Genomic DNA, 13,268 nt, shown 5'->3' with positions numbered 1-13,268 from the left:
GGGCGACACCCGGCTGGGTTTCGGCCTGCGGGGGAGAAGCTGCGAGCATAGATCAGTACTGGTGAACGACGGCGTTCGCACGACCCCGACAACCGTGACCCGTGACTGGAGCCATCCGTGCAGGAATTCTTCGACAACGTCTTCGTGAGGGCTGGCATATCCGCCGCCCTCGGAGCACTCGCCGCCATCGTGATCACCGCGATCGTGGCGTTCGTGTTCCGGCGCATCGCGCGGCGGGAACGCTGGGTGCAGCGCTTCGTCGACCGGGTGCGGCGGCCGTTCCGCATCGTGCTGCTGATCGCGCTCGTGTGGGTGGCGCTGGCCATAGCCGTCAACGATGCCGACTGGCGAGGCACCATCGACTTCGTGGCGCGCATTCTGATGATCGCTGCGGGGGCGTGGCTCGTGGCATCCCTCGCCCTGTTCTTCGAGGATGCCGGGCTCGACCGCTATCGCATCGATGTGGCCGACAACCGAGTGGCTCGACGCGTGCGCACGCAGGTGTTGATTCTGCGACGTCTGACCGTTGTCGTCATCGTGATCGTCGCGATCGCGTCCATTCTGCTCACGTTCCCGGGGGCGCAGGCCGTGGGTGGCAGCATCCTGGCGTCGGCCGGTGTGGTGTCGATCGTGGCCGGTCTGGCGGCGCAGTCGAGCCTGGCGAACGTATTCGCGGGCATGCAATTGGCTTTCAGCGATGCCATCCGCGTGGACGACGTCGTGATCGTCGAAACCGAGTGGGGCCGGGTCGAAGAGATCACGCTCACCTATGTGGTCGTGCACCTGTGGGACGACCGCCGCATGGTTCTGCCCTCCACCTATTTCACGTCGACGCCGTTCCAGAACTGGACGCGTCGCAACTCCGAGCTGCTGGGCGCCGTCGAGTTCGACCTCGACTGGCGCGTCTCTCCCGCGCAGATGCGAGAAGAACTCGACCGTGTGCTGGCCGAGACCGAGTTGTGGGATGGTCGCGCCTCGGTGTTGCAGGTGACGGACGCCGTGGGTGGCTATGTGCGCATCCGCGTGCTCGTGACCGCTGTCGACGCCCCGACACTGTTCGACCTGCGCTGCTACGTGCGCGAAGCCCTGGTGACCTGGCTGCATGAGACGAGCCCGGGTGCCCTGCCGCGCGAGCGCGTGGTGATCACCGAGCCCGGCGAGAAGCGTGCGCCGACGCGCGAGAAGAAGAACGTGCCGACCGACGCCCACGGGTTGTTCTCGGGGGATCAGGCGGCCGAGGAGCGCGCGAGCTTGTTCACGGGGCGGATCACGACGATCAGCCCCGAAGAGGCTGCGCTGGCTGCGGACGGTTCTGACCGCGGTTACCGCGCTGAGCGGTCTGAGCGCTCTGAGCGGTCGGAGCGCGGTGAGCGTGGCGACGTGTGGGAGGACCGGACGGACGGTCGTCGAGAGTAAGAACCGAGCTGCCCGCCACGAGCGTTGCGGGCAGCGGTCTCCACTGCCGTGGCGGCAAGTGTCGGTCAACACGGCCCGTTAGTGCGTGAGTCGGGTCGGTCAGGCCGATACGGGCGCCGGCCACCAGGCCGGCAGGAGCGACATGACGGCCGCCGCATAGGCCTCGGCGTCGGTGTCGTCGCCCAAAGCCCACTGCTCGATGGACGCCATCGTGCCGCCCGCGAAGTAAGCCGCGGCGATCTCGGCCGAACCCGCCGGTGACATCTCCACGCCGGCTTCGCGCCAGAAGTCGAGGGCGATGGCGATGCGCTTGTGCAGCGTCGATACGAGGATGCGTCGGAACCCGGCGTCGTTCTTCGCGAGGAACAGCGCTCGATAGGCGGGGCGCTCCTCACTGACGTGGGCGAGGATCTGGCGCAGCGACTCCTGGTAGCTGGCGCTGACGACCGACGGGTGGGCGAGGCTGTCGCGGGTGACGTCGACCGTGGCGAGGCGGTCGACGATGCGCCCGAAGATGTCGGCCGCGAGCTCTTCGATGCCGCGGTAGTGGCCGTAGAAGGTGGTGCGGTGCACATCGGCCGCCCGGCACAGCTCGGCGACGCCGATGTCGTTCAGGTCTTTGTGTTCGAGCAGCTCGAGCAGCGCCGTGGTGAGGGCGCGCAGGGTGCGTGCGGTGCGGGGCTCGTCAGACGGCGGCATGCCGATATCGCGCAGCGAGATGATGGATGCGGTCATGTGCCTATTATCTGTCGGGGGTCGGTTGAGCCGGGTGAGGCTGGCAGGCCGCGCCCGCGGTCATTCATCGTCGAACGGTGTGACCCTCGCCCGCATCGGCGAGCCGGTTTCGATGTACGTCTTCAGATTGCTCAGCAGGTAGGGCCAGCCCGCCGCCACTTCCTGCGCCTGCTCGAAACCTCCGGGAATGCCCGTGTGATCGAGACAGACCCGGGTGAGGCCGCCCTCGTCGGTAACCGTCCACGTGACTTCACCCGCCGGCGCGACCTGCTCGGTTCCGTCGCTCGACCAGTGCGCTTCGAAGGTCATCGACCAGGAGTTCGGCTCGTCGTAGGACGTGATAATCCCGGCAATTTCGACCGTGCCGTCGTGGGCGAGGTAGTGAATGGGGCTGCCCACGGTCCAATCGGTGCTGAGGGAGCTGTCGAAGAACCACCGCTCGACGCGATCGGATTCGACGATGCTCGCCCAGACCTCGGCGGCGGGTGCTGCGATGACCACCTCGTAGTCGCAGTCTGTCGTCGAGAGCGTGTCGTTCGTGCGCCAGGTCATGCGTCCTCCTGTGGAGCGTGGAGTGCTGCGAAAGTTGCCGTTGGTCAACCATACGGCCACCTCGAGGTCGCACGGGACGGCAGCCTTCCCAGTAGTCAGTTAACGTGACCCCCAGGCTGTGAGGAGCTGAGCCTCATCGGCGTCCGAGAGACCCGCCCGCGAGTTGTTACGTGCCGCGGTGGTGTCGGTGTCGGCGGCGGTGTCGGCGTCGGTGCCCTTGTCCGACTCCTCGCCCGTGACCGCGCTGGAGGCTGCCGGAGGAGAGCTTGCGGCCTTCTCGGCGCTCAGGATGTCGGTCAGCGTGTCGGCGAGGGGGCGCAGCTGCATCCCCGCCTCGAGGGCTCGCGAGACGTCGCGGTCGTTCATGCCCCACCAGTCGCGGTCGTCGATCCAGAGCGGGAGGCTGCGCGGGCCGGCCCACGGGGAGACGCCGTGGTCGAGCAGCCAGCGTTCCTCGACCTCCACGACCGGCCCCGTGTGGTCGGCGACCTGGCGCGCGACTGCGAGGTGCTCCGAGAAGGGGAGGGCGGGGCTGCTTGCGTTGAAGACTCCCCGGATGCCGCGCTCGACGACCCTGACGATGAACTGGGCGAGATCGCGCACATCGATGAGGGCCGTCGGCAGGTCGGGGACCGCCGGTGCGAGAACCGGGCGCTGGGCGTCGGTCGGGGGCATCCGCTCGTCGTCGGACGGGTGTGCAACAAGCGTCGATGTGGACGTGCCTTCGGCGGCGCGCGCGAAACGGGTCGGCCAATAGGTGCTGCGGCCCGACGGATCTCCGGGGCCGCCGATGAGGCCGGGGCGAACGATGGTGCCGCGGTCGGGGCCGAAGGCTGCCAGGACTGCTCGCTCGGCGGCGGCCTTGGCGACGCCGTAGGGGACGTCGGCGGCAGGGGTGGCGGGGTCGGGATCGGGGAAGGTGGCGGCATCCTCGTCGGCGTTGCGTTCCGATTGGCTGGCGTAGGCGCTCGTCGAGGAGATGAAGAGGTAGGCGTCGGCGTGGGGCTCGAGGGCCTCGACGGCGGCTCGCACCTGGTCGAGGGAGCGCGAGAGGTCGATGACGGCATGCCAGCGTTCGGCCGATGGCTCGGATGTCGAGGGCACGACGCTGGCGTAGGCATCCGACTTGTCGCGGTCGGCGCTGATGAAGCGGGCACCCGTGGGCACACGACCCGACTCACCGCGAGCGAGGCACGTGACCTCGTGCCCCGAAGCGAATGCCGCCGAGACGATCTCGCCACCCAACCAGGCCGTTCCACCCAAAACGAGGATTCTCATGGGGTCAGTCAAGCAAGGCACGGTGCCGGCTGGGGCGGGGTTCGCTGACGGCAGACCTAGCGCGACGCGGGGCCCACGCGGCATAGTCGGAGCATGGATCACAAGGAACAGCTGCACGGGTATCTGAAAGTCAGGCGGGCCGACCTGCTGGGCAAGCTCGACGGGCTCGGCGAATACGACGCCCGGCGACCCCTCGTGGCCACCGGAACCAACCTGATCGGCCTCGTCAAACACGTCGCCAGCACGCAGCTTGGCTACTTCACGGATGTGTTCGGGCGCCCCGCCGACCGCCCGATCGCGTGGGACATGACGACCGACGCCGATATGTGGGCCACGGCCGACGAGTCGCTCGCCGAGATCATCGACTTTCACCACTACTCGAACGAGCAGACCGACGCCACCATCGAGGCCCTCGACATCGACGCCCCGGGCCGTGTGCCGTGGTGGCCGGGGGAGCGCGGCAACGTGACGCTGCATCAGATTCTCGTGCACATGACGGTCGAGACGTCGCGTCACGCGGGACATGCCGACATCCTGCGCGAACTCATCGACGGCTCGGTCGGCAACGGGCCCAACGACCCGAACATCTCGACGACGGATGCCGCGCATTGGCTTCAGATGCACGAAAAGATCGAGCGTGCGGCGCGTGAGGCGGCGGGGCGGGCGGAATAGGAGCGCTCGCGGCATCCGAATCACCGGCTGAGGGGCCCCTCGACGAAGAGGGCAGAGCTACCCCTTCCCCAACCAGCCGCTCCCTGGCACTCTGAGTGCGAGCCTCGATCGGTGGGCTCATTCGGACCGTCACGTCTAAAGGGGAACGCTGTGAAGAGAAGGTCTCTACAAATTCTTGCCGCGGGGGCTGCCGCTGCTCTCACCCTGGCCCTCGTGCCAGCCGCCGCTGCCACCGCGGCTACGACGATCACGAGCAATGGAAACATCTATCACGGCTACGGATACACCATCAAGCCGGATGGCACGTCGTCAGGTATTGCGAAGTACGCGGGTGCCACGATCTACGACCAGAACCTGTCGTTCTCTCCTGACGGCAAGCGCATTGTTTACACCTCGCAGACCACGGCCGGACAGCCGTCGAACGTCATGACCGCCAACGCGGACTTCACCAACAAGAAGACCCTCTACAGCGGAGAAACCTTCACGACGAACTACCCGCTGGCCCCGGTCTGGTCGCCGAACGGCGCGCGCATCGCCTATGTGCTGAGTTCGGACAACGCCGCGTCGCGCATCGTCACGATCAACCCGGATGGCTCGGGGAAGAAGGAGATCACCAACACCACCGATATGCCGAGCGCCTCTCGCTACGTGTCGTGGTACCCCGACAGCGACCGCGTGCTCTACGTCAACAAGACGAACCAGCTGTGCACGATCTCGACGACGACCAGCGCGAAGACGTGCAAGAACCTGCCGAGCCAGACCGTGGCGGGCTCAGCCTCGAGCTCGCCGTTCGGTGAGCCGAAGCTCTCGCCCGACGGCTCGACTGTTCTGCTCAGCCTGTGGCAGAACGAGACCACGCAGCGTTTCGACATTGCACGCGTGTCGGTGGACGGAACCAACTTCGCCAACCTGACCGGCAACAACACGGGCCTGCGCCAGGCGACGGACGCGGTATGGTCGCCCGACGGATCTTCGATCGCATTCGTCTTTAGCCCCGTCGTGCAGAACGAATACCAGCAGATCGCTGTGATGTCGAAGAACGGTACGAACCTGAAACGGCTGGCGGCGACGGTTGGTCACGCGGGCGAGACGGCCTGGCAGCCGAAGGTGATCACGGCGAACGACCCCAGCGCGCTGACGGTCGACCGCGTGGGCTACTGCGGTAACAACGGTGGAACCTATGCGTGGCTGGACTTGAAGGCCACGTGGAAGGCGGACCCCAAGGCATCCGTTGCGTCGTATCGCATCTATGAGAACGGCACGAACATCAAGAACGTGACGAACACGCGCTTGAACGCGGGGACGCTTTCTGCGACGTTCTCGAGCTCGCAATGGTGGGCGCAGGATGCGAAGACGCTCATCTACACGGTTAAGGGTGTCACTGCGGCGGGGGTTGAGACCGGGCCGTCGAACACGGTGACGATAAACGTTCCCGCTTTGGACTGCTGATCGGTTGAATCTCGGACGAGCCCGGCTGACGCGCAAGGCGCCGGTCGGGCTCGTTCTTGTGTGCGGGATTTGCCGGTCAGAGTGTCGGTCGTCGGTCGTCGGCCGTCGGTCAGACACCCGCCTTGTCATCTCGTGTCTGCGGGGTGCCTGCTTTGCTCGGTATCGGCTGGGGATCGCCCGCTTGCCCCGTCGCCGCCCGTGCCGACCGTTGCTGGCCGACGAAGACGCCGAGTAGAACCAGGATGACGCCGCCGATCTGAATGAGTGTCAGAGGTTCGGCCGCGAAGATCGTGCCGAGGAGCACACCCGAGACGGGGTTGAGCAGGCCGATGACGCCGACCGTTCCGGCGCTCAAACGTTTGAGGCCTGTGAACCAGCACCAGAACGCCAAGGCCGTCGCGATCACGCTGACGTAGGCGAAGCCGAGGATGGCTCCCGTGTCGAGCGCCGGGGGAGTGCCCTCGAATGTGAGCGCCGCTATCGTCAAGGCACCGCCGCCAGCGAGCAGCTGCCAGGCCGTCAGTGACAAGACGGGGATGTCGCTCGCCCACCTCTTCGAGAGAACGTAGCCGAGCGCCGACATGACCATGGCGCTCGCCGAAGCGACGACACCCCAGGCGTTGACCCCCGTGGACGAGGTGGCGACGATGAGGAGCACCCCCAGCATCCCGATCAGTGCGCCGGCGACGACGCGGGGCACGGGGCGTTCCGAGGCGAGGGCCCAGGCGAGGCCGATCATGACGAGGGGTCCGGCGGCCATGATGCTCGCGGCGACGCTCGAGGGCAGCAGTTGCGCGGCCACATAGAGCAGCACGAAGAACGCGCCGACGTTGAGGATGCCGAGCACGGCCGACCTCCACCACCACACGCCGCGCGGCCGTCGTCGGGCGAGCAGCATGAGCAGGATGCCGGCGGGGAGTGCGCGGATGGCGGCTCCCCAGAGCGGGCTGTCGGCGGGGAGGAGTTGTTTCGTCACGAAGTAGGTGCTGCCCCACGCGATGGGTGCGACAGTAGTGATCAGGACCCAGCGCCATTTATCTTCCATGGAAGTTAATATAGCTTCCCGGGAAGGTATGCTGGGCACATGAGTGCAAAGCAGGGTTCCAGACGCGATGACCCCAAGGTCCGTGCTGAGCGCGTGGACCGCCATGTCCGGGACGACCACGTTGCCCGCATCCAGACCGAGTGGGAACGCGAGCGCCCTGACCTCGACGTTTCGCCGCAAGGTGTCTTCGGGCGCCTGCATCGGCTTGCGGCGCTCCTGATGGACGAGATCACGGTCGTCTATCGCGAGCACGGCCTTCCCGAGGGGGAGTTCGACGTGCTGGCCGCCCTGCGCCGCGCCGGCGAACCCTTCGAGCGGGCCCCCGGCGAGCTCGCCCAGCACACAATGGTCACGACCGGTGCGATGAGCAAACGCATCGACCGGCTCGAGGGCGCCGGGCTGGTCACGCGTCGGGCCTCGTCCGAGGATGGGCGCGGGCGCGTGGTGGCCCTGACGGCGGAGGGGCGGCGGGTGATCGAAGCTGCGTTCACCGACCACATCGCGAACGAACACCGACTGCTCGAGGGGATGCCCGCGGCGGATGTCAGACAGCTGGAGTCCCTGCTCGCACAGTGGTTGGCCCGCGTCGACGGCTGAGTACCCGCCTTGTTACAATCTCGAGCGTTTTCCCGCAAGCATCCCGCCCCGACACGCCGACGCGCTAGTGTGCTGATGACATGAGGGGGAGTCATGAGCGCATCTGAGCGCCCGAGCGAGGCCGCCCTGTGGCGCGCCGGGTGGCGGCTTGCCGCGGGGTATGTGCCCTACGTGCTGCGCGGGCGTCGGCGGACGATGGCGATCGTGATCGGTTTCGGTGTCACTTTCCTCGCGGCTGGAGGGATACTCGGTTTTGATGTCATACGTCCCGGTGAGACGGGCCCTGTCGTCATCGGGGCGGCGGCGCTAGCGGCATTCGGCGGTGCTCTTATGGGCGTCGCAGGCACGATCAGCATGTTGGGTTTGCTTGATATCGGCTCGCAGGTGCCGTCGCCACGCGCGGATCCGGCACGGGCGCGGGCTCTGCGACGAGACCCGGAAACCGCAGCGTTCGCCGACGATGCCACGCTGAGAGCCGTAACCGCAATGCTATGGAATGTGCGCGCGGCCTCGCCTGCAACCGTCGTCACGAGCGGTCTCATAATCGGTCTGGGGATCTTGATCGTAGCGAGCAGCATCACGCAAGAGGGGCAACTCGGAACAGTCGGCTGGGTATGGATCGCCTCACTCGTCCTGATAACTGCCGTGCAGATCGTGAGCGTGCGTGTTCTCGGGTTGGCGGACTGGCGCCTCGGCATCATCGAGCCCGTCGCGCGCGAGCGATTTGGCCGGCCCGTTGAGGTGGCGGATGAGTAGTCCGACGGCCAAGCGCGACTTTCCGGCCGGCGATGGCTTCTGGCGCCACTTCTCCTGGTGGTACGTGGGTGGAGCAGTCATCACAACGACCGTGGCCTGGATCATATTTTTCGCGATTGGACCCTTCCCGGTGGGTTTCGCGACGGTGTGGATCGTCTTCGTCTATAGCAACTGGCGCGCCTCGCAAGAAGATGAGGCTGATGAAAAAGCCCTTACTGCGGCGGCGGAGGCGGGCCGCATGTATCCGGCCGGACTGGATGATGAACCCGTTCGGGACTCTACGAGCAGGGAAAAGACCTCACGGTCCAATTCGTCCACACGATGGAAGGATGAAGCGCTCTTCTCCGTCGCGCTCTCGGTGACGTTTCTTGGCGCAGGGATGGCCTTGCTCGCGTGGAGCCACCCCGAAACGCTCGCCCTGGGGACGGCGATGGGCGTATTCCTTTGGTCGCTCGCGGCCACCGGGGCCGGTCTGCTTCTGCTCTTGGCAGGCCGATGGATCGCCTCGAGAAGGACCGCGATGACTCGCAGTGACGTGCCCCCGAGCGGTTGGAGGGGCGAGGGTTGGCGACTGATCGCCGTTTACGTGAGACGGGTATTTCCGCATCCGGCTGGTCGACGGGTTGTGATCGTTGGAGCGGTCGGAGCGCTGGTCGGCGTCGCGGGCGGTCTCCTGCTGAGCGGTCTGTTCGCCCGGATTGGCTCGTCTGATTCATCGGTCGTCCAGTCGGTCGCAGCGGTTGTGACGTTGGGTGTGTTCTTCGGTGCACTTGCGATCACCTGCGCCGCATCCATCCGCCTGATCGGAGCAATGGAGAGGGACACCAGGCCGCGAGCGCTCGAACGCGCCGAGGAACGCCAGGTGCGGATGCTGGTGGTGCACCCCGAGAGGGGCCAGGATGCTGAAGCGCGGCTCATCGACGTTGCCCGAGACCGTTTGCGCATGTCCCAGCGCACTGCGCCGAGCGGGCTCATCGCGGTTGCGCTCGGGCTCATTCTCTACACGTCCTACAACGTGATGCTGCTCGTTCAGGACGATGCGTCGATGTATAACTTGCGCCTCGTGGCGGGTGCCGTGCTCATCGTGGTCGGGGGTGCGAGCCTCTTCCGGGGCTTCCGCTCGCTCGGTCGCTCGACGGCCCGCATCGCTGCGCTCGAGGCGCTCCTCCACGAGAGATCAGCGCCGCCCTCCGCATCCGAAGCTTCTTCGACTACGGCGGAGGGGGAGTCTCGACCGTGACGAACCTTTCTGCTCCTGACCGACCAACGCATGCTCCAGGCTTTTGGCGGCACGTTTCGCCGTGGTATGTCGGCGCGTTCGTCGTCTGTTTCGTGATCGCGATCGTGCTCGTCGTCCAGCTGGGCGCGTTTCCGTTGGCGCTGGCGTTTCTCTGGATCATCCCCGTGCGGGAACATTTCGTTCTCTCCCGCCGCACCACGGAGCCCGTCGACAACCGGCCACCCTCGGTACCGATCGGGCATCCGAAGGAAGAGGCGTTGTTCGCCCTCTCCGTGTCCTCGCTCACGATAGGAATCGGTTTGATCGCAACATCGCTCATTTCGGCCGACGACCTCACCGTCTCCGACCCAAGAGGCATCTACCTGTGGGCCTTCATCCTCACCGCCCTCGGAACGGCCGGCATCCTCATCGGTCGCGTCTTCATCCGACGCCGTGCCGTGGCGCACGTGATCGAGGGATGGTCTGAATGAGCGAGAGTGCCGAAATGCCGCTGCCGCCAGCCCCTCAGGGTTACTGGCGTAACCTGTCGATCGCTTATTGGGTGAGCTTCATTGCCGTAGCCACCGTCTCCATAGCCCTGCTCCTCAACATCGATGCGCCTTTCCCGGCTGGCTTCGCCGTCCTGTGGTTCTCATTCTTGGGTAACTCCTACAGACATAGCGCGGAGCTTGCAAAGGAGCGAAAGCGGCGAGAGCTCGGCGACCCTGACTCCGTGCCTGAAGAGGACTCCCTGAGCTGGGCAATATACCCATCATTCTGGATGGCTGGACCCGTCGGACGAGTCCGAGACGAGCTGATCTTCGCCGTCTCGCTCTCGACGGCCCTTCTATCGGGGAGCCTCGCGTTGTCTGCATCCCGTGCCCCCGAAGCCTTCTCGCAGCCAGCCGCCGCGGACGTCGTCACCTGGTCATTGGCGGCGCTCGGAGCCGGAGTGGCAGGCATCCTCATTTCGTGGTTGCTGTTCCGACGTCGCATGGGCGGACCGGAGGACGTCGGCATCGCGCAGGGCGCCTCTGTATCGAGCGATAGCTCCCGAGATCACAGGATGGTCTGAACCATGACTTCGAGCACAGATGGCGCGTCCCGCAAGCAGGGGACTGGCAAGAAAGCGCCGTTCGCGGCGATCACTCAACCACCGTTCGCCGTATGGTGGCGCGACGGATGGCAACTCACCGCGGAGTCTGTTCGACACACACTTCGTTCCCCTAGGTGGCAAATCGGCCTAGCCGTCGTCATCCTTGCCGGCTCCGCGGGCGCAGTGCTCGGTTGGTGGCTCAGCTCAGCCCTTCCGGGTGCTCGTGACGAACCCGCCGAGCTCTTCATCGGGTTGTTCGGTATCGTCATCGGTTTCGCGGCCGCCATTCTCGCCGGTTTCATATTCACCCGTCGAGGACGCGTTCCCGCCCGGGCGAAAGGTCTCGAACCCGCAGATAGTCGCCGTGTCCTCTCAGGGGTGACGGATGCGGCGCGCGCCGATCTGCCGACCGAAACCGCTGTTCGAGCGATCCTCGCCGATCAACGAGACCGTCTTCCGTTCGGCATCCTGACCTACCTCGCTGTCGCGCTCCTGCTGATCGGCGGGGTGGTGTTCTTCATCGTTGCGGGCGGCCCGCCATTCATAACCGTCCTTGTCACGGTCTCGGCTCTGTCTAACGCCGTTTCTGGCGTTCTCTCACTCAAGATGTTGGGCTCCCACGGCCCACTCCTCAGCCGCCTCGGCAGCGCCCGGCCGGACACCACCCAGCAGGGCCCATCTCATGACTAGCGCTCACCTTGACCATCCCACAGCCGCCCCGCGCAACTGGTGGTCCGAAGGCTGGCGCATCTACGCCCGCAGCGTGCGCCAGTTCTTCTCGCTGCGCCGCATCCTCACCCTGCTCTTCATCGCCGCGGCATCGGCCGTCGCGGGCGGGCTCGTGGGTGCCGGAATAATCGCGCTCGCCGCGGACCCCCGCCTCTCGGCCAGCACCCTCATCCTCATGCTCACGGCCGCCGCGGGAGGCGCCTCGATCGTCATCGCACTGGGCGTCTGGTATCTGCGCGACCTCCGCGCCGACGCCCTCTCCTGGACCCCGCTCCCACCCGTCATCGCCGCCCTCGAGAAAGCCCCCATCCCGGACGGCTACCACGTGGATGCCGACACCAAAGCCCTCGTCATCTCCATCGTCCGCCGCCGACGTCGCTCCCTGACCTTCGCCGTCACAGCCCTGATGTCCGTCTTCCTCGTCGGCCTGACCTCCGGCATCACCATCCTGTCTCTCGGCGAAGCCATGACACCACGTCAACTCCTCATCTTCCTTCAGTGCTTCCTGTTCCTGTTCCTCGCGCTCTCGGCTGTGCGGTCGCTCGGCCAAACCACCACGCTCCTCGCCCACACGTTCAGCGGCACCATCCCCGACGTCTCAATCAGCACCCCGCCCACGAAAGCAGTCGGATGATGTCACCACACGTCTCGAGCACCCCAGAGGCTCCGCCGCCCAAGCCCACGAGCTCGCAAACGCGACAAGCCGGATGGCGCAGCCTGCGAGCCCTGCTCCCTATCTGCGCCCCACCGTTCACCGAAAGGACCCCTGAGTGACCGACACGCACCGCATCACCTGGTGGCGCGAAGGATGGCGCGTCTACCGCGTCGCCGCGCCCCTCTTCTTCACGCGCCGCCGCGTCGTGACCGGGTTGGTGAGCGTCGTCGTCGCGTCTGCCCTCGTCTATGGTGTCGTGTCGCTGATCCCCGTGCCCGAGTCGGCGCCGCTCTCGTCAGACTTCTTCGCCAGCATCCTCGCCGGTATCGCCGCATTCTTCGTCATCATAGGTTTCGGGACCACCTGGTTCATTCGCGACAATCGCACCGACGGCCTCACCGCGGGAAGCATGCTCCCAGACGAACTCGCACGCCTGCAGAAAGCGCCACCAGCCGCGGGGGAGAGGATCGACCCAGCCCGTCGCGCCCTCGCCATCTCGATCGCGCGACGCCAACGCCGCAACTACGTCGCCGGCCTGACCATGTTCATGCTGGTCACACTGGTGCAGATCACCGGGTTCATCTTCGCGCTCACGACCCCTGGTTCCCAACTGTTGTGGCCGCTCGCCACCATCGTGGCTGCGCTCGCTGTCGAATGCTGGATCCTCAACGCGCTGGCCCAAACATCCGTCCTGCTCGAGAACGCAACCGGCCACCGCGACCCTCCCGCCGAACCGAACGCGCGGTAACCGGCCCTGGCACACAGCCGCCCAAATTATCCGCTAGGATTATCAAGTTGTCTTCGCCGCTCGCGGTGGATGACTTCGGGCTGTGGCGCAGCTTGGTAGCGCACTTGACTGGGGGTCAAGGGGTCGCAGGTTCAAATCCTGTCAGCCCGACAATGAAGTCCCGGAAACCGTCTGGTTTCCGGGACTTTTTCTTTTCCTGGCTGGGCGGTCATAATTCGTACGCTCGGCGACTAGGCCAATTGTACCGAGCGTTTTCGGTTGACCATCGGGAAGAACCTGGCATTTGAGTGTGCTGTCTATACCCTCGCAGGTTAGAACTGA

General features: G+C 65.9%; 15 protein-coding genes and 1 tRNA gene. 12 read left to right on the top strand and 4 right to left on the bottom strand.

Going from position 1 to position 13,268, the window contains the following annotated elements:
* Positions 1-117: 117 nt before the first annotated feature.
* The gene (locus tag ACZ6IE_RS08890) at positions 118-1,416 is read left to right on the top strand and encodes a mechanosensitive ion channel family protein (protein ID WP_464607643.1); all 1,299 of its coding nucleotides are present in this window, start codon (positions 118-120) and stop codon (positions 1,414-1,416) included.
* Between the two features lie 99 nt (positions 1,417-1,515).
* Here the strand turns inward: ACZ6IE_RS08890 and ACZ6IE_RS08885 are convergent, their stop codons facing one another.
* The 3 genes from ACZ6IE_RS08885 to ACZ6IE_RS08875 form a co-directional block, all read right to left on the bottom strand.
* Positions 1,516-2,151: a TetR-like C-terminal domain-containing protein gene (locus ACZ6IE_RS08885; protein WP_464607642.1), complete on the bottom strand. Its 636-nt coding sequence runs from the start codon at positions 2,149-2,151 to the stop codon at positions 1,516-1,518.
* Positions 2,152-2,211: 60 nt separating this feature from the next.
* Entirely contained in the window at positions 2,212-2,703 is a 492-nt protein-coding gene (locus tag ACZ6IE_RS08880) for an SRPBCC domain-containing protein (protein WP_464607641.1), read from the bottom strand.
* 99 nt (positions 2,704-2,802) lie between these two features.
* Positions 2,803-3,981 carry an NAD-dependent epimerase/dehydratase family protein gene (locus ACZ6IE_RS08875; RefSeq protein ID WP_464607640.1) on the bottom strand — a complete coding sequence of 393 codons (1,179 nt, stop codon included), beginning with the start codon at positions 3,979-3,981 and terminating at the stop codon, positions 2,803-2,805.
* Between the two features lie 93 nt (positions 3,982-4,074).
* Here ACZ6IE_RS08875 and ACZ6IE_RS08870 point away from each other — a divergent pair, with 93 nt between their 5' ends.
* Together ACZ6IE_RS08870 and ACZ6IE_RS08865 are read left to right on the top strand one after the other, a co-directional pair.
* Positions 4,075-4,653 (top strand): DinB family protein, encoded by a 579-nt coding sequence (locus ACZ6IE_RS08870; RefSeq protein ID WP_464607639.1) that lies wholly within the window; start codon positions 4,075-4,077, stop codon positions 4,651-4,653.
* A gap of 150 nt (positions 4,654-4,803) precedes the next feature.
* Positions 4,804-6,102: a TolB family protein gene (locus tag ACZ6IE_RS08865; protein ID WP_464607638.1), complete on the top strand. Its 1,299-nt coding sequence runs from the start codon at positions 4,804-4,806 to the stop codon at positions 6,100-6,102.
* A gap of 109 nt (positions 6,103-6,211) precedes the next feature.
* Here ACZ6IE_RS08865 and ACZ6IE_RS08860 read toward each other — a convergent pair whose 3' ends face one another.
* Entirely contained in the window at positions 6,212-7,147 is a 936-nt protein-coding gene (locus ACZ6IE_RS08860) for a DMT family transporter (protein WP_464607637.1), read from the bottom strand.
* Positions 7,148-7,186: 39 nt separating this feature from the next.
* Here ACZ6IE_RS08860 and ACZ6IE_RS08855 point away from each other — a divergent pair, with 39 nt between their 5' ends.
* From ACZ6IE_RS08855 to ACZ6IE_RS08815, 9 genes are all read left to right on the top strand, one after another.
* Positions 7,187-7,744 (top strand): MarR family winged helix-turn-helix transcriptional regulator, encoded by a 558-nt coding sequence (locus tag ACZ6IE_RS08855; RefSeq protein ID WP_464607636.1) that lies wholly within the window; start codon positions 7,187-7,189, stop codon positions 7,742-7,744.
* 93 nt (positions 7,745-7,837) lie between these two features.
* A complete protein-coding gene (locus tag ACZ6IE_RS08850; RefSeq protein ID WP_464607635.1) occupies positions 7,838-8,500 on the top strand; it encodes a hypothetical protein in 663 nt (220 codons plus the stop codon).
* The gene (locus tag ACZ6IE_RS08845; protein ID WP_464607634.1) at positions 8,493-9,740 is read left to right on the top strand and encodes a hypothetical protein; all 1,248 of its coding nucleotides are present in this window, start codon (positions 8,493-8,495) and stop codon (positions 9,738-9,740) included. Before ACZ6IE_RS08850 ends, ACZ6IE_RS08845 begins: the two co-directional genes overlap by 8 nt.
* 92 nt (positions 9,741-9,832) lie before the next feature.
* Positions 9,833-10,210, top strand: coding sequence for a hypothetical protein (locus tag ACZ6IE_RS08840; RefSeq protein WP_464607633.1), 378 nt, complete (start codon positions 9,833-9,835; stop codon positions 10,208-10,210).
* Positions 10,207-10,794, top strand: a complete 588-nt coding sequence (locus tag ACZ6IE_RS08835) for a hypothetical protein (protein WP_464607632.1) — start codon at positions 10,207-10,209, stop codon at positions 10,792-10,794. Before ACZ6IE_RS08840 ends, ACZ6IE_RS08835 begins: the two co-directional genes overlap by 4 nt.
* Before the next feature lie 3 nt (positions 10,795-10,797).
* The gene (locus ACZ6IE_RS08830) at positions 10,798-11,505 is read left to right on the top strand and encodes a hypothetical protein (RefSeq protein WP_464607631.1); all 708 of its coding nucleotides are present in this window, start codon (positions 10,798-10,800) and stop codon (positions 11,503-11,505) included.
* Positions 11,498-12,178: a hypothetical protein gene (locus ACZ6IE_RS08825; RefSeq protein WP_464607630.1), complete on the top strand. Its 681-nt coding sequence runs from the start codon at positions 11,498-11,500 to the stop codon at positions 12,176-12,178. The genes ACZ6IE_RS08830 and ACZ6IE_RS08825 overlap by 8 nt, the downstream gene beginning before the upstream one ends.
* Positions 12,179-12,314: 136 nt before the next feature.
* Complete coding sequence (locus ACZ6IE_RS08820; RefSeq protein ID WP_464607629.1) at positions 12,315-12,947, top strand: hypothetical protein; 633 nt, start codon at positions 12,315-12,317, stop codon at positions 12,945-12,947.
* 76 nt (positions 12,948-13,023) lie between these two features.
* Positions 13,024-13,097: transfer RNA gene (locus tag ACZ6IE_RS08815), tRNA-Pro, on the top strand.
* Positions 13,098-13,268: the final 171 nt, after the last annotated feature.

This window comes from Okibacterium sp. AC114, from assembly GCF_979253355.1.
The sequence above is the reverse complement of the archived record's forward strand: the minus strand, read 5'-3'. Positions and strand labels throughout refer to the sequence as shown.